This window comes from Winogradskyella pulchriflava, assembly GCF_042434315.1.
GTDB classification, from domain to species: domain Bacteria; phylum Bacteroidota; class Bacteroidia; order Flavobacteriales; family Flavobacteriaceae; genus Winogradskyella; species Winogradskyella pulchriflava.
This window is the reverse complement of record NZ_JBHLTQ010000001.1, coordinates 646,197-663,730: the sequence shown is the minus strand read 5'-3', so window position 1 is coordinate 663,730 and position 17,534 is coordinate 646,197. Positions and strand designations below refer to the sequence as shown.

Genomic DNA, 17,534 nt, shown 5'->3' with positions numbered 1-17,534 from the left:
ATAAACAATGAAAGTAGCTATAGTTGGAGCAACAGGATTAGTAGGGAATGTAATGCTAAAAGTATTAGAAGAGCGTAATTTCCCAGTTGATGAATTATTATTAGTAGCCTCAGAACGTTCTGTGGGTAAGAAAATAAAATTCAAAGGAAATGAAGTTGATGTCATTAGTATTCCTACAGCTATAGAAAAACGTCCTGACATTGCACTATTTTCAGCCGGAGGAGGTACATCATTAGAATGGGCTCCTAAATTTGCGGAAGTTGGTACTACTGTTGTTGATAATTCATCCGCATGGCGAATGGATTTATCTAAAAAATTGGTTGTACCAGAAATTAACGCCAACCAGCTTACTAAAGAAGATAAAATTATTGCTAATCCAAATTGCTCTACCATTCAAATGGTTATGGCATTAGCACCTCTTCATAAAAAATATAAAATCAAACGAATTGTTGTTTCAACTTACCAATCGGTTTCCGGTACAGGAGTTAAAGCTGTTGAACAAATGGAAAATGAAATGGCTGGTATAAAAGGGGAAATGGCCTACCACTATCCAATCCACAAAAATGCGATTCCTCATTGTGATGTTTTTGAGGAAAACGGCTATACCAAAGAAGAAATGAAATTGGTTAGAGAGACCCAAAAAATTCTTAATGACAAAACAATTGCTGTAACAGCAACAGCAGTAAGAATACCTACTGCTGGAGGCCATAGCGAATCTATAAACGTTGAGTTTGAAAACGATTTTAACCTAACTGAGGTTCGTGAAATACTTAACGAAACTGATGGAGTAACAGTACAAGACAATCTAGATGTTAACGTTTACCCAATGCCTATGTACGCTAATGGCAAGGATGATGTTTTTGTTGGACGCATTAGACGAGATGGCTCACAACCAAACACTTTAAATCTATGGGTCGTTAGTGACAACCTCAGAAAGGGAGCGGCAACAAACACGGTTCAAATTGCCGAATATCTAGTGAGAAATGCTTTAGTGTAGTCTTCTCAGCAAAACTTCGTAATAGCGGTAATTTTATGTATTTCAACTAATTAATTAATTTTTTAGTTGAATTTGTATATATATTGCTTCCCCTTTTTACTGTAAGTTTTAAGAAATTTTTGATGTTATTCATTTTGTTAAATCTTATCTTTGAGTTTAACGATGTTTATTTCAAAAAAACCTAATTATGAGAAAATTACTACTAATTACTGTTCTACTAAGTATTTTTGTTTCCTGTAAAAATGAAACCGAAAAATTGAAACCAATTAGCATAGATTATCCTGAAACGAAAAAAGTAGATACTGTTGATACTTACTTTGGCGAAGCGGTTACTGACCCATATCGTTGGTTAGAGGATGATAGAAGCGAAGAAACAGAAGCGTGGGTAAAATCTCAAAATGAAGCTACTTTCGGGTATTTAGATAATATTCCTTATCGCAAGGAATTAAAAGAGCGTCTTACCAAACTATGGAATTACGAAAAAATTGGCTCTCCTTTTAAAGAGGGCGACTATACCTATTTCTATAAAAATGACGGTTTACAAAACCAGTATGTAATTTACAGGTATAAAACAGGTGATGATCCAAAAACAGCAGAAGTATTCTTAGATCCAAATACATTTACTGAAGATGGTACAATCTCTCTAGGTGGTGCAAGTTTTTCTAAAGATGGAAAAACATTGGCATACTCTATATCAGAAGGTGGAAGTGACTGGAGAAAGATTCTGATAATGAATACCGAAACAAAGGAAATTATAGAAGACACTTTAATAGACATTAAGTTTAGCGGCATGTCATGGTACAAAAATGAAGGTTTTTACTATTCTAGCTATGACAAACCAAAAGGAAGTGAACTCTCTGCAAAAACAGATCAGCACAAAGTGTACTACCATAAATTGGGTACAAAGCAATCTCAAGACAAATTAATTTTTGGAGGTACACCAAAAGAAAAACATCGTTATATAGGCGCTACAGTTACAGAAGACGACCACTATTTAGTAATTTCTGCTAGCGTATCTACTTCTGGAAATAAACTTTACATTAAGGATTTAACGGTACCTAATGCTCCATTAGTAGAGGTTTTGGGACATACAGATTCTGATTCTTATATCATTGAAAATGTAGGTTCTAAACTTTATATAGTAACAAATCTTGACGCTCCTAACCAAAGAGTTGTCACTGTTGATGCTTCTAACCCAACTCCAGAAAATTGGCAAGATTTTATACCAGAAACTAATAATGTGCTGAGCCCTTCAACAGGTGGAGGCTACTTCTTTGCAGAATATATGGTAGATGCTGTTTCTAAAGTTTTTCAATACGACTATAATGGCAAACTAGTGAGAGAGGTGGAATTACCAGGTGTTGGAAGTGCTGGTGGTTTTGGAACTAAAAAAGAGGAAAAAGAACTATACTATTCATTCACTAACTACGTAACTCCTGGAAGTATTTACAAGTATGATATAGAGAAGGGAACTTCAGAATTATATCGTAAACCGAGTATAGATTTTAATCCTGAAGATTATGAAAGTCATCAGGTTTTTTACACCTCTAAAGATGGCACTAAAATACCAATGATAATAACTCATAAAAAAGGGCTTGAATTAAACGGAAAAAACCCAACAATACTATATGGCTATGGTGGATTCAACATCTCATTAACACCTAGTTTTAGTATTGCCAATGCCGTTTGGATGGAACAAGGTGGTATTTATGCTGTTGCAAATCTTCGTGGTGGTGGAGAATATGGAAAAGCTTGGCATGATGCTGGTACCAAAATGAAAAAGCAAAATGTGTTTGATGACTTCATTGCCGCAGCCGAATATTTAATTGAAAAGCAATACACATCATCAGACTATCTAGCAATAAGAGGTGGCTCTAATGGTGGATTACTAGTTGGTGCTACCATGACACAACGTCCAGATTTAATGAAAGTAGCTTTACCTGCAGTTGGTGTTCTAGATATGCTACGCTATCATACGTTTACTGCTGGTGCTGGTTGGGCTTACGATTACGGCACTGCCGAAGACAATAAAGAAATGTTTGAATATCTTAAAGGATATTCACCTGTACATAACGTAAAAGAAGGTGTTGAGTATCCTGCAACTATGGTTACCACTGGAGATCATGATGATAGGGTTGTGCCTGCTCATAGTTTTAAATTTGCTGCAGAATTACAAAGCAAGCAAGCTGGCAATAATCCTGTTATAATTAGAATTGAAACAGATGCAGGACATGGAGCAGGAACACCTGTAAGCAAAACTATTGAACAGTATGCAGATATTTATGGTTTTACATTATATAATATGGGATTTGATGTATTACCAAGTAAAACAAAAGAGAAAATAAAAGGATAAGCACCTGTTGAAATACAGGTGTTAAAACTAGCTATTAACCAAATCAATTTTTTGTCACTTAACCAATTACATAAACAACTCAAGGAAAAGAATATAAAATATCTTTTCACGGATTATTACGATACAATTGTTCATAGGCGCGTACACCCAAACTATACCCAAAGAATTTGGGCTAAACTGATGATACGTGAGCTGGGTTTACCTACATCTATAGACAATCTTTATTTCATTAGGCAAGAAGCGTCGCGATACCTTACAAAAACCTTAGGTAAAGAAGATGTTGAAGTCCCTTATGACGCTTTAAAACAAGAAGTTTGTAAACGCGTTATTAATGCAGATATCGTTTCCATTGAAGAAAAAGATTCTTTTATAAACCTGTTTGAAGATGCAGATGTTAGGGCTGAGTCTAGTGTACAATACCTCAACCAAAGTGTGGTTGATACCCTCAAGTATTTTAAGTCCAATGGTGGTAGAGTGTATTTGGTTTCAGATTTTTATGGCTCAAAATCACTCTTTGAAAAGTTGCTAAAGCAGCATGATATTATAGATTTGTTTGATGGTATCTATAGTTCTGCAGTATTAGAAACAAGCAAGCATAATGGAACGATTTATTCACCTATTTTAAATGAGCTATCCATTGACCCAACTGAGGTAATGATGATAGGAGATAATGAAAGAAGTGATTATAAAAATGCTATAAAAAACAACCTTAATGCTTACCATTTACCTCATCAAAAATATTTAAAAAAGAATAAGCGAAACAATTTTGGTAACGACCAAAAACGCTTAAACCATATTTTTAATGATGTCTATAAAACCTGTCATAAAAGCAAATCAATTCCATATACAGAGTATATATTACTTTACCATATTTTTGCCGAACGCATGTATGCTCTTGCAAATGAAAAGAAAATTAAAAACCTTTTCTTTTTATCGCGAGAAGGACAGTTTTTAAAGAAGCTATTTGATTCCTACCAAGACTTTGCCCGAATAGACAAATCAAAGCAAATAAATACGCATTATTTAAAAATATCTAGACATGCATCACTGCAAATGTCTTTAAAGGATATTGATGAGGAGGAGTTTGTTTTTCTCCGTAAAAAATACAGTAATATATCTGTCGATGATTTTTTAATTAATCTTAACTGTCCAGATGATTTAAGGGAAAAATTAATTTCTGATTTAAATGTAGATGGGCAATCTGAAGTAAAAGACTTCTTTAATTCAACCCTTTTTTCTGAGGTAAAAGCTAATGAAGACTTCAGATCATATTATAACGCACATAGAAAAGCAAGTAACGAAGCTTTTAAAGCTTATATTAATTCATTTAACGCTAACATAGAACAAGAAAGTATTGCTTTAGTAGATATTGGTTGGGGCGGAACTATGCAAGAAGCTATTTATAGCTTTTTTGACGAAAAAATACCTGTAACAGGTTATTACCTAGGTCTTGAAGGCATCTATGATATACAACCACTAACAAAGCGTTATGGTCTTATTTTTTCAGTAATGCCTTATACAGGTTATTATGACCGAATATTAATGGCAAATATGCAACTCTACGAACAGTTTTCGGCAGCAGATCATGGTAGCGCTCTAGACTATAGTCTGGATGAAAAAGGGTATGTCTTAGAATTTCACAAACCTGAAGAAAAATGGTTGTATGAAAGCCATATAAAGCAACATCAAGAAGAGATGTTAAGCCTGCACAAAACCCTATTAAAAGACTTAGAGCCTTTGTGCTACGATAGAGATTTAGTGCAAAATAGTCTTTCTAAAATAGCTTTAAAAATTGGTTTACTTCAAAACTCAAAAAAGCTAAAGTTTTTAGACACCTTAAGTAACGGATTCTACCAGAATATAGGAAAAAATCAAGTTGGTATTTCTTATGAACCACCAAAAATTAAAAGCCCTATTAAAAGCGCTATAAACTTTTTAATGACGCCTGAAAAATATTTTAGATACTTGGTAAAGTTAAAACCCGCTTTATATAAGAAAAACAAGATTCTCTCTATGTTCGCTCCAATGTATTTTATCTATCTTTATTATAGATTTAATAAATACTTAAGATTCAAAATTTTAAATCGTTTTTTCCTTTTAAAGTATAATGTCTTTAAATAGCAACTTGTCTTGTTAAATTGATTATTAGCGATTTAATAAAAAAGTATTAGATTTAGGGATTATTTGTTATAGATTAGGTAGGAGTTTTACCTAGTTAGTTGTTATATAATTGTGCTATTGATAGTTGTATGAAAAAAAAATACGCTATAACTTTATTATTACCCATTATTCTGCTCATGTTTTCATGTGGCACAGATGATGCTACAACACCTTTGAATATTGAAACTAATCCTGATTCAGCGACGCTATCTCAAAATACTGAAATAGAGATTTTCATTTTTCAAAATGATGAAAACATACCTCAAACTGGTCAACTGACACTTACAAATGCCTCTAAGGGTTCACTTACAATAAATAACAATAACTCACCAGACAATCTCAGTGACGATACTGTAATTTATACTGCCAACGCAAATACAATTGGAGCGGATACTTTTCAGTATACTGTATGTAATGCCTCTAATGAATGTAAAACAGAAAATGTCTCTGTTACAATTACTTCTTCATCAACAGTAGTATTTAATGTAGACGATATTCCTTATCAAACCTTATCTGAGTATAACTTTTTCCAAGGAGACTTAAAGGATTTAAATCCTAATTTTGGAGTTTTACCTTATACATTAAACTCAGTACTCTTTACGGATTATGCCAAGAAAAAGCGTTTTGTATGGATGCCAGGTAACACCAAAGCTACTTATATAAATGATGATGTGTCGCTAGATTTTCCTGTTGGTGCCGTATTGATTAAAAACTTTTATTACGACAACGTCCTTCCTAATGACGAAACCCATATCATAGAAACACGCTTAATGATAAGAAAATCCGAAGGCTGGATTTTTGCAAATTATGTTTGGAACGACGAGCAAACAGAAGCAAACTTTAACCTAAATGGAAGTTTTGTAGATATGCAATGGCAAGAAAACGGAGAAACAAATACCGTACAGTATAGAATTCCTGCTGGGTCTGAGTGCTTTACTTGTCATAAAATAATGGAAACACCTGAACCTATAGGTCCAAAACCCAGAAACTTAAATTTGGTGTATGCGTATAGCGATGGAGATGAGAATCAAATAAATAAATTAGTAAATTTTGGATATTTAGAAAATACTATTCCAAGTAATATTTCTAAATTACCTGATTACAACGACACCTCTAAACCTTTAGATTTAAGAGTTAGGGCGTATTTGGAAATAAACTGCGCGCATTGCCACTCAGAAGAAACACATTGTGCATACAGACCTATGAGATTTGGATACAATGACACCCAAGATTATAGCAATATTGGAGTGTGCGTAGATCCGGATACAGATCTTGGCGAAGGCCTTGGACATATTGTTGAACCTGGTGATGCTCGTAACTCGGTTCTTCACTTTAGAATCAACTCAACAGAACCTTCAACCAGAATGCCTCTTATTGGTAGAAGTCTTAGGCATACTGAAGGCATAGAGCTAATAGAAGAATGGATAGACTCCTTAAATATTGATTGCAATTAAACTAAATAATGATGAAAAAAACATTACTAATCACCCTACTTTTTACATTCTTTTGCTTTATAGTAAAAGCACAAGTTTTAAATCAGCCAGCAAACTGGCCAAATGAAGATTGGGAGCTAGATGGCTCTTTTGACGCTACATACCTGTATGAAGATCCAACAGTTGCTGGTGGCTCTTCTTCATTTTATTTTGATGATGATGACGCAGGAAGCACGTCCGATAACACTATTGGAGTAAGGTCTCCTATAATAGACGTTACAGCAGCCTTTAATGCTGGTGAAACAGAATTAGTAGTTACTTTTCAGTATGTGTATAGGACGTTTCAAACAGAAGTGCTAAACTTACAATATTATGATGCAGACAGTGACGTGTGGGTAAATTGGGGAAATGCACTTGCAGAAAACTCAAACTTATCTACGAATTTTTGTAATGGTACCAGTTCAACTTATACTAGTGAATTACTCGAAACCGCTTCGTTTACAGCCAACCAATTACAAAACTTTAGATACCGTATTTTTTATGATGATGATGAATCCTATGGTTATGGGTTTTGTATAGATTCTCCAACAATAAGTTCTTATGTGCCACCAGCATGCCCAACGGTAGATAATCTAATGGCAAACAATGTTACTTACAATAGTGCTCAGGTAAACTGGACTGCAGGCAGCTCAGAAACCTCATGGGAAGTAGCTTTAAGATTAGTTTCTGAAGGTCCTCCAAGTTCAGGAACAACTACAACGAGCCTATCGTTTAGTTTCTCTTCTTTGGCGCAAGAAACGCAATATATTGCTTACGTTAGAGCAAATTGTGCTTTTGACGGCTATAGTAATTGGGACACCGTTTCGTTTACCACAGGTACTGATTTGTCTGGTTATCCAGTAACATTTACAGCAAACCCAATTCCTACTTCTGGATCTTACGATATCGCCTTTGTTGATCTTAACGGTGATTTTTTAGATGATATAGTTTCTGTGAGCTTAACTAATATTAACGTGCACTACCAACAACCGGGAGGTGGTTTTAATATGGTAAATATAACAACCACATCTGCAGATAATCTTCCTACTTGGAGTTTAGCTGCTGGAGATTTTGATGCCAACGGTTATAACGACCTTTTGTATGGTTCTACTAGTGGAGTTACATTTATGAAAGCAAATAGCGACGGTACTGGTTATACCGAAATTTCTGGTCCTGAAAATGTCTTTTCACAACGTTCAAACTTTGTGGATATAAATAACGATGGTAATCTTGATGCTTTTGTATGCCATGATGTACAGGCAAATGTATACTATATTAATTCTGGATTTTCAAATGACGGTAATGACACTAACGACTATAATTTAACATTTTACCAAGGAGAAAGTGCTGGTGTTGTACCAAATGGCCTAGGATTAACTCCGGGTGGTGGAAATTATGGTACGGTTTGGATAGACTTTGACAATGATAGAGATATGGACTTGTTTATCGCTAAATGTCGTGGTGGATCTACCACCATAAGTACAAACGAATTATGGAGAAATGACGGTAATGGTGTATTTGTTAATGTGGCTGATAGTAATGGATGGTACAACACTAACTACCCAGGAAAAGGCCATAATAACTCTTCAAACCTTGGTGACAATGTACAAACGTGGTCGTCGGCATGGGCGGATTTTGACAACGATGGAGATATGGATGTCTATGTAGGCGCAAGTAGCTCTAGTAATGGAAATTCTAAATTAATGAAAAATAATGGTGATGGTACATTTACTGATGTTACTGCAGGGTCTGGTGTAGCTGCTGCCCAAATGGGTATTGAAAATGCACCTGCAGATTTCGATAACGATGGTTATGTAGATATACTTTCTAATGGAGATATATTGTTTAACAATGGAGATTTTACATTTAGCAATTACTCTAATAATATGCCTCCAAGTGGTGCAATAGGTGACAGTAACAACGATGGTTTTTTAGATATCTTTCGAAGTGGTCAAATTTATGTTAATAATACCAATACTAACAATTGGGTAAAAATAAATACAGTTGGTACTGTGAGTAACATTAATGGTATTGGTGCACGTGTTGAATTAGTTACAACTTCAGGAACCCAGATTAGAGATGTAAGAAGTGGTGAAGGTTTTGAGTTTATGAGTAGTTTAAACACACACTTTGGTCTTGGGACAGAAGACGCTATTGAAAGCATTACTATTTATTGGCCTTCAGGTATTGTAGACCAATTAGTGGACCCAGCAATTAATACAACGCATAATGTTGTTGAGGGCTCAGTACTAACAGTTGAGGACGAAACACTAACAGATATGGTGATTTACCCAAATCCTGTTGAGGATATCCTAACTATTGAAACTGCTGCAGATGTTACAAATAAAATAGCTACTGTTTTTGATATTAATGGAAAAAGAGTGTTGAATCAAAAATTAACTTCAAACACTTTGAAAGTATCAAGTTTAGAGAGCGGTATTTACTTTTTAAGATTAGAATCTAATGGTAAAACAATGAAACGAAAGTTCATAAAAAAGTAACTATTCGTTTTAACTAAAAAATTATAAACCGTTTGAGAAATCAAGCGGTTTTTTATTCGCTTTTTGTGGTATTTTTGCACATGCTTCAAGTAAAAAATCTCTCTTTCAAATATTCGAGCAAGGAAGTCCTTAAACAAATCGACTTTAAAGTTGACCTTGGAAAAACGTTAGCCATTATTGGTGAAAGTGGTTCTGGAAAAAGTACACTTCTTAAGATAATTTATGGAGAGTACGATTTAGATATTGGGCAGGTATTTTGGAAAGACAATGAAATTCTAGGCCCTAAATATAACCTCGTCGTTGGTTACGAATTTATTAAGCATGTTACCCAAGAATATAATTTAATGCCTTTTACCACTGTTGCTGAAAATGTGGGTAAACACCTTTCAAATTTCTATCCAGAAGAAAAACAAAAACGTACAAAAGAGCTTATAGCTGTTGTAGAGTTAGAGGATTTTGCGAAAGTAAAAGTAAAAAATCTTAGTGGTGGGCAAAAGCAGCGTGTTGCATTGGCAAGGGCTTTGGCAAAAGAACCTCAACTTTTGCTTTTAGATGAGCCCTTTAGTCATATAGATAACTTTAAAAAGCAATCGCTAAGACGAAATATTTTTAACTACCTAAAGGCTAATAACATTACTTGTATAGTAGCTACGCACGATAAAAATGATGTCCTAGGTTTTGCGGAAGATATGATAGTGCTTCACGATAAAAAGATTATAGCAAAGGACACTCCAAAAAACCTTTATGACAATCCAAAATCACCAATAACCGCTTCATTTTTCGGTGAATTTAACGTCATTGAACCTTACGGTATTGTCTATGCCCACCAACTCAAAATAGTTGATAAGTCCGAGCTAAAAGCTACAGTTACACATTCTTATTTTAATGGCAAGAATTGGTTGGTTGAAGCAAAACTAGATTCTCAAACTATTTTTGTTGAGCACGAAAATGAAATTAATCAAAATACAATAGTTAGCCTTAAAATTATTAAGTAGTTATTTATCAAGCTTCTTCAATAAGGCAGGTAAATAAAAGATGTCTGTAATTAAAGCAATTGCCACTGTTACGGCGCAAAGCAATCCAAAATCTCTTACCGATGGTGTTGCACTAGATGCAATTATTAAAAACCCACCAACCAAAGCTATTGTAGTAGAAAACAAGGCACTACCTGTATAGTTCATAGCATCATTCATTCGTTTTTCTGGAGATCCTTTAACGGTTTTACTTTTTCTGTATTTATAAACTAAATGTATGGTATCATCCATGGCAATACCCAACATTATTGGTGTAATCATGGCTGTAGAAACATCTAGCGGAATATCCAATATACTCATTACAATTGCCAAAACAGCTAATGGTAGTAAATTAGGAATTAGTACCAGAATTGTTGTTTTAAGACTTCTTATAAAAATCAACAAGCACAAAAAGGCCACAAAAAATGCTGCGAAAAACGACTTAAACTGTGTCTCTAAGATAAAGTTATTGAGCTGTGCAAAAACAACCGCAAAACCATTAATTTTTAGTTTATAATCTTCGTTGTTAAATGACGATTGAAATGCAACTTCAATATCTTCAAGGACTTGTTCTAGTTCAGAGGTTTTCATTTCTTTTAGACTTAATGTAAAACCAGCAGTGTTTAAATCTTTAGAGAATAATTTAAAGAAACTATTGTCCTCCGCATCCACCGAACCTAAAGTTTGCTTTATAGCCTCTTCTGAAACGTTAGATTGAAACAAAACAGGTGAGCGTTTTTCAAGGAACTGTTTAATATTAACAACCGAAACAGGATAAGAGATTAAGGGATTGTTTTCAAGTTTGTTTTGAAAATCTTCAAGTCGTTTTATAGCGTCTCTATTTAAGATTGTTTCATTAGTTACGCTCGAAATATTAATCTGAATCCGTGAACTTCCATTCAATAAGTTTTCTACAATTCTCAAATCCTGCTTTGCCTTTCCTTCCGCCAAAAGGTCTAAGGAAACAGTATCTATTTTAACTTGAAACACAGCATACATGCCAAGTAAAAGAACTAATGTAAAACCGATAATAATTCGGGTTTTAAAGCGACTCGTAACAACATTAAGCCAATTAATAAATCTCGTTTGAGAATAGGTTTTTAAGCTTAAAATAGGCTTTGCCTTTTCAAAATTTAATGTCATAAAGCTAAACCCAATAATAGTTATAACATATACTAACGTAAAGCTAAGTACTAATCCAATGCAGGTAAACACGCCCATATTTTTAAACGCAGGCAAAGGTGAAAGGTAGAGTGCAAAATAGCCCACGAACGTGGTTAGCGTTGTATAAAAACAAGGTGTAAAGCTTTTTCTAACTGCAATTGTCAGTAACTCTATTTTAGATAGCGATTTGTTTATTAGGCCTTCCTTGTGATATATATTTATGATATGAACAGCATCGCTAACACTATACACCATAAGTATTGTTGGAATAAGCATTGAAATCATGTTCAGCGCAAAACCTAATGAAGTCATAATTCCAAAAAGTAAGCTTACAGGTACTGCAACCGAGAGTAATGAAATAATGAGGTAACGTTTACTGGGCAATAAAAACAACAACATTATAGTAATTACCAAAACTGTAAGCACACCAAAGGTTAAGCTCTCCTTATAAATACCCTTACTATAGGCTTCATTAAGTATTGGCGGGCCAGTTAAGTAATAATTAGAATACTGTTTTTCTATAACTGAACGAACCTCATTTGCAATATCTTTACGCTTTTCTTCAATGGTTGGTGTTGGGTTAAGCTGAATATAAAAAAACTGGTTTTTATAATCATTGCTTACGAGTTGCGAAGTAATACTTGGTAATTTTGAAAACAGGTTTTTTAAGCCTTTTTCACTTCTTTTAGAATTGTATAAGTCATCAAAAATTATTTTATTGTTGTTGTAAATAGGGTATTTGGCAGTTGCTAAACTGAAACTCGTCTTAACAAAAGGCAAGGCATTTATATCTTTATGTAAAATTGTTAATTGGCTTAATTCTTCTTCTCCAATTGCATTTTCAACAGGAAACATGGCAACAAAAATTTCATCTGAACCAAAATCCTCTTGAAAATCAATATATGCTTTATAACTTGGGTCATCCTCTAAAAACCATATTGAAAGCGAATTATCTACACGAAGATATTTTAAAGTGAAATAACCTGAAATTGCCATTAAAACCATTAAAATGGCAATAACTGTAATCCTGAATTTAATAATTATAGTTATAATACGCTCAAGTTGCTTCATCAATTCAACGACTTTAATGATAGTGACCTATTTATTCAATTTTATTAATAACAAAAGTACTGCTTCTAAAGTGAATACTATCACCAACTTTTTTAGATAATAATTGTTTTGCTATAGGTGTAACTGGAGATATGGCATAGTATTTTTTATCGTTAATTGTTAATTCACCAGAACTAATGGCAATAAAATAGTTTAAACCTGAAGTCTCTACTATAGATCCTAAAGCCACTTTAGTGAATTGCTTTTCTAGATCTATTTTTTGAAGTAATTCTTGAAGCTTTTGGACTTCTGCTAATTGTTGTCCAGCCTTTTCGCGCTCAAGTTGAAGCATCGCTCTACCTGTTTCGTGCTTATCTCCTGCACTGCTTTTGGTTTCAGAGTTAAGACCTTGCTCAATGTCGTTGATAGTGCTTTTAATCGTTTCTAAACGATTATTTACATATTCCTGACACATATTGTACAGTACTTGTTTTGTGTTCATATTTAGAGTATAGTTGCAAGTATTTTTACAACCGTAAATACATCATCTATAATAAATTTATGGTATTAAATCTGCTAGTTCCCTACCAACCAAACTCCCAATAGCCACTCCCATGCCGCCCAAACGCACTCCGCAATATACATTATCGCTAATTTGCTTTACTATAGGTTTTTTTTGCTTACCAACTCCCATAATGCCAGACCATCGGTGGTCTATTTCAAATGGTGTGTCTGGTAAAATAGTGGTTTTTAAAAGATCTTCTAGCTTATTTTGAATGATTTTTGTCTGACCAAATTCTGTGGTTTCTTCAGTCTTAAAATCTAAATGTCGTCCTCCTCCAAATAAAATTCTATTATCTATATTTCTGAAATAATAATACCCTTTATCCAAATGAAAGGTTCCTTTAATCTTTAAGTTTTCAATAGGTTTTGTTACTAATACTTGTGCTCTAGCTGGTTTTAGATGTTCTCCAATTAAACTATTAGCAAATCCGTTTGTAGCAATTAAAAGCTTTGAAGTAGAAAACTCAAAATTGTCTGTTTTTACTCTTACTGTATTTGAATCATCAGAAAATATTTCAACAGTAGAATTATTTATAATTTTTACACCTTCTTTTTGAACTCTTTGGAGTAATGCCTCCATCATCTTACCTGTGTCTATCTGTCCTTCATATTGGTTATAGCTTACTTTTGGTTTTATGTTTTTGAAACCAAAAGAATTCTCCTTAAATGAAAACGTATCTGATTTAAAAATGGGATAAAGTAATTTGTTAATCTTTTCTTTTTTAGTTAAACAAGAAAAATACAGCTCATCATCAGATTCTAAATATAATTCATAACCACCCAACTCTTGGTAACCTATAGCTTTATCTCCTAACGTTTCTCTAAGCAATTGTAAGCCATCTATTCTCTTTTTTATCAACTCAATAGTTTCTTCTTCTGTATGCTGTCTAAAATCGTCTAAGATTTCACTAATACTGCCAAAACATGCAAAACCTGCATTTTTTGTGCTTGCTCCTTGTGGCAAAAGTCCTTTTTCTAATACCAAAATTTTTGATTTAGGGTATCTAAGCTTTAATTGCAATGCACAGTTAAGCCCAACTATTCCGCTACCAACAATTGTATAATCAATGTTAGATAGCCATGTTTTTATTTCCCAATATGATAACTCCATAATAAAAAAGCCCCTAATTTCTTAGGAGCTTTTAAAGTATAAATTAAATTCTTAATCTACTATAATTTTCTTTGTCACTTTATGTGAACCATCTAAAATATTCAATAGATATACACCAGATTGTGCATTGTTAAGTCTTACAACCTCCTCAAAAAGAGTTGAAGTATTATAACTGTTTTTATAGATAGATCTCCCTCTAATATCATAAACTTGAATTGTAATATCTTCTCCAGATTTAGGAGTGAAACTAATACTAAACTCACCATTATTAGGGTTTGGATACACGCTTAAGTTTTCTAAAACATTATCGTCAACACTTAGGTTATTTATAACATTTAAAGTGTAGTCCTCGACCTCTCCGTCAAATCCTGTTTCGCAAGATGTAGGAAAATCATTTGAACCTGGGTCAGTGTATTTAGTACTCACCCTCATAATAGTACTGCCCTGAACGGCATCGTTTGGTACAGTAATAGTAAGCGGAGAGCCGTCTGTTAGCTCGTCAGCAATATCTGCACTAGTTCCTAAATCATATTCTTCACCCGCATCGTCGAACGAACAATTTTGGTTCCAATCTATCCATACTTTAGTAATTATCTCATATGGTCCATCGGAATTTGCTCTTACAGATAAATCATAGTTCATACCAGCTTCTACGGTAGTACTAATTGCTGTAAAATCTGAGTATGGCACCGTTTTAGGACCTGAATCAAGGTTGTTTATAGTGTTAAAGATGACGCCAGTAGTTCTTGTTTGAAAACTTAAATCTCCTTCTGAAGGGCACACATCATCAGTAATAATTAAATCAACAGTAGCCTGCTTAGTAATTGACGTAGAAGATCCTGTAAGCGTTAGAGTATAAGTGTTATTTGCAACAGCATTGAGCCCAGTTAAATTTAGTGTCACTGTACCGTCCGAATTCAAAGATGTAGGACTAATCGACGATCCTGCACCTGCAGGAACACCAGATACTGTAAATGTTGTGGTTTCAGAAAAACCGTTTGAGGTGATGTAACTAAAATCAAAAGAAGCAGTATCACTACTACAAACCGTTTGGTCTCCAGTTACAGAGCTAATATTAAAGTCTTGTGTACTTGAGATTGAAAATGCGTTTGATACAGCATAAAAAATGTTATCTGCCGCCTCAACGAGTACTTTAGCATTATTAGTATTACCAGCACCTGGAACTGTAATTGTTGCAGTACCCGTATTGGGAACACCAGAAGCTAGAGTTGTAAAAGAAGCACCGTTATTTGTTGTAAACAAAATATTTACCGTTTGGCAGTCTATAGGAGCTGCACTGGTTTGTCCAACAACCCAAGTTACTTGCTGAGTAGAGTTAGCAGCCCAATTTGGTGGTGTGTTTACTGTAAAAGGCGTTACATCTTCCACATTAATTATCATACCGTCAGACCCTGTTGCTCCTCCATTTAATTCGTTGTCTCTAACGGTTAATGAGAAGTTCATCGTTCTGGCAACAGATGGTACTACCTCCCATGTTGTAGCTAAAGATCCTGACATTACAGTGCTAAGTGGAGGCATATATCTATCTGGTGATATTGATGGATCTAAAGATCTAAATACTGGACCATTTGTATTTGTAGATTGTGGAGGCATAGTTGCTGGAGTGGCATCCGTTTGCTCCCAACAATACGTTAATCCAGAAGCTGTATCAGCATCCATGGCTGAGCCTCTTAATACAAATGCTGTCGATTTTGGAATGCTGTAATTAGCACCTGCGTTAGCAGAAGGTGCAGTATTATTTGTAGGACTACCTGTAAAACAACTACTGCTGTTACCTGTAGAGATATTTGCCCACATTTCCTTTATGTTTTCACCATTGAAATAATCGTCGCTATTGTTTTGAACATTTGGTGCGCAAATACCAGCGTAACCCATAATGGTTGAAGCACTACCTGGTTCAATGGAAACACCTGATCGTTGACAATTGTTATTTTGAGTATGGTTTCCTCCGTACTGGTGTCCCATTTCATGAGCGACATAGTCAATATCAAAAGCATCTCCTTGAGGAACAGGTGACCCTGTAACTCCTCTTGCTTTATTACTTGTACAAGGAGAGCGTAATTGTGCGACACCTCCACCTCCAGTACTAAATACATGGCCTATATCATAATTTGTAAAACCTATATTAGCATCACAAGTGGTTTGATTTTGTCCAAGCATAGCATTCCCATTATTATTGGTATATGGATCGGGATTTGTTGCGGTATCCTCCAAGAATATTACATTTTGGTTGTTTCCTACAAGCACCATAGTTAGCCCTAAATCTCTTTCAAACACACCATTGACACGTGCCATTGTCGTATTCATTGCGGCCATAACGCCACCTAAAGTGCCACCATGAAACTGAGCGTACTCAGCCGTACAAGCTAATGCCAAACGGTATGTTCTCAATGTACCGTCATTTGCATTTCTTAATGCTGTATATTCTTCATCTGAGATACTATAGTTTGCCGGTTCGTACTCTGTTTCACATAAAAATGCTTCTCTAGGACCATCTTCATTAGAATTTATAAATGAAATGTAAGTTTTTAAATCGTCTGTATAAGGTTCTATAAAAACTGTTTTCCCATCAGAAAGTACCATACCACTAAACCCTTTTTGAGGAGAAACGCTAAATCTTAATATTGCTGCTGGATTGTCTATACCTTTGCCTACAAACGATCTTATTTCAGGAAATTGTATTTGAAGCTCATACTCCATAACCGAAGCTTCTTGTACTAAGTAAGTTTCTGGCTTCCCTAAATGATTTGGAAACTGTAGAACTATTCCTTGGTTCTTATTAGAGAGATGACGTTGAGGTGCATTTACCAATTGTTCATTTAACATATCAATATCAATGTCTATTAATGTAGAATGTTTGGGTGTAGATTTGTAAAAAATAACGTTCTCTTTATTAATATTCTTAGCGCTATTTATTGACCATATATTATCTTTTACCTGTGCATTTAATGCAAAGGCTAAGAATATCAATAAAAAACTAAAAAACATTTTTGGGTAATGGTTTTTCATGGTTATAAGTTTTGGTTAATTTCCAAAGGTATGTTTATATTAAGACTTTACAAAAAATGTATTTCCGTATTATGGTCTTAAAATGAGTGTTTTGTCGCGATAATCGTCAAATCATTTCA

Annotated in this window: 10 protein-coding genes; 6 read left to right on the top strand and 4 right to left on the bottom strand. The window is 34.3% G+C overall.

Features of this window, described 5'->3' with window-relative positions:
• The first annotated feature begins 7 nt into the window (after positions 1–7).
• The 6 genes from ACFFGA_RS02940 to ACFFGA_RS02915 all read left to right on the top strand — a co-directional run bounded on the left by ACFFGA_RS02940 (position 8) and on the right by ACFFGA_RS02915 (position 10,478).
• Positions 8–997, top strand: a complete 990-nt coding sequence (locus tag ACFFGA_RS02940; protein WP_386059411.1) for an aspartate-semialdehyde dehydrogenase — start codon at positions 8–10, stop codon at positions 995–997.
• Between the two features lie 187 nt (positions 998–1,184).
• Positions 1,185–3,350 carry a prolyl oligopeptidase family serine peptidase gene (locus ACFFGA_RS02935; protein ID WP_386059409.1) on the top strand — a complete coding sequence of 722 codons (2,166 nt, stop codon included), beginning with the start codon at positions 1,185–1,187 and terminating at the stop codon, positions 3,348–3,350.
• 18 nt (positions 3,351–3,368) lie between these two features.
• Entirely contained in the window at positions 3,369–5,471 is a 2,103-nt protein-coding gene (locus ACFFGA_RS02930) for an HAD family hydrolase (protein WP_386059406.1), read from the top strand.
• Between the two features lie 128 nt (positions 5,472–5,599).
• The gene (locus ACFFGA_RS02925) at positions 5,600–6,964 is read left to right on the top strand and encodes an Ig-like domain-containing protein (protein ID WP_386059403.1); all 1,365 of its coding nucleotides are present in this window, start codon (positions 5,600–5,602) and stop codon (positions 6,962–6,964) included.
• Between the two features lie 11 nt (positions 6,965–6,975).
• On the top strand, positions 6,976–9,483 hold the full coding sequence (locus tag ACFFGA_RS02920; protein WP_386059400.1) for an FG-GAP-like repeat-containing protein: 2,508 nt from the start codon (positions 6,976–6,978) through the stop codon (positions 9,481–9,483).
• Positions 9,484–9,563: 80 nt separating this feature from the next.
• On the top strand, positions 9,564–10,478 hold the full coding sequence (locus ACFFGA_RS02915) for an ABC transporter ATP-binding protein (protein WP_386059398.1): 915 nt from the start codon (positions 9,564–9,566) through the stop codon (positions 10,476–10,478).
• On the opposite strand, the gene ACFFGA_RS02910 is transcribed toward ACFFGA_RS02915, so the two are convergent.
• Genes ACFFGA_RS02910 through ACFFGA_RS02895 form a run of 4 tightly spaced genes read right to left on the bottom strand, consistent with a single transcriptional unit; the run spans position 10,479 to position 17,415 of the window.
• A complete protein-coding gene (locus tag ACFFGA_RS02910) occupies positions 10,479–12,731 on the bottom strand; it encodes an efflux RND transporter permease subunit (RefSeq protein ID WP_386060613.1) in 2,253 nt (750 codons plus the stop codon).
• 31 nt (positions 12,732–12,762) lie between these two features.
• Positions 12,763–13,212 carry a GreA/GreB family elongation factor gene (locus tag ACFFGA_RS02905; protein WP_386059395.1) on the bottom strand — a complete coding sequence of 150 codons (450 nt, stop codon included), beginning with the start codon at positions 13,210–13,212 and terminating at the stop codon, positions 12,763–12,765.
• Positions 13,213–13,269: 57 nt separating this feature from the next.
• Positions 13,270–14,385: an NAD(P)/FAD-dependent oxidoreductase gene (locus ACFFGA_RS02900; RefSeq protein ID WP_386059392.1), complete on the bottom strand. Its 1,116-nt coding sequence runs from the start codon at positions 14,383–14,385 to the stop codon at positions 13,270–13,272.
• A gap of 51 nt (positions 14,386–14,436) precedes the next feature.
• The gene (locus ACFFGA_RS02895; RefSeq protein WP_386059389.1) at positions 14,437–17,415 is read right to left on the bottom strand and encodes a zinc-dependent metalloprotease; all 2,979 of its coding nucleotides are present in this window, start codon (positions 17,413–17,415) and stop codon (positions 14,437–14,439) included.
• Positions 17,416–17,534 lie beyond the last annotated feature (119 nt).

Excerpts from the sequence above, each read along its gene's own strand:
- ACFFGA_RS02915 (WP_386059398.1), top strand. The coding sequence starts at position 9,564 with ATGCTTCAAGTAAAAAATCTCTCTTTCAAATATTCGAGCAAGGAAGTC.
- ACFFGA_RS02925 (WP_386059403.1), top strand. The coding sequence starts at position 5,600 with ATGAAAAAAAAATACGCTATAACTTTATTATTACCCATTATTCTGCTC.
- ACFFGA_RS02940 (WP_386059411.1), top strand. The coding sequence starts at position 8 with ATGAAAGTAGCTATAGTTGGAGCAACAGGATTAGTAGGGAATGTAATG.
- ACFFGA_RS02895 (WP_386059389.1), bottom strand. The coding sequence starts at position 17,415 with ATGAAAAACCATTACCCAAAAATGTTTTTTAGTTTTTTATTGATATTC.
- ACFFGA_RS02900 (WP_386059392.1), bottom strand. The coding sequence starts at position 14,385 with ATGGAGTTATCATATTGGGAAATAAAAACATGGCTATCTAACATTGAT.
- ACFFGA_RS02910 (WP_386060613.1), bottom strand. The coding sequence starts at position 12,731 with ATGAAGCAACTTGAGCGTATTATAACTATAATTATTAAATTCAGGATT.
- ACFFGA_RS02920 (WP_386059400.1), top strand. The coding sequence starts at position 6,976 with ATGAAAAAAACATTACTAATCACCCTACTTTTTACATTCTTTTGCTTT.
- ACFFGA_RS02905 (WP_386059395.1), bottom strand. The coding sequence starts at position 13,212 with ATGAACACAAAACAAGTACTGTACAATATGTGTCAGGAATATGTAAAT.
- ACFFGA_RS02935 (WP_386059409.1), top strand. The coding sequence starts at position 1,185 with ATGAGAAAATTACTACTAATTACTGTTCTACTAAGTATTTTTGTTTCC.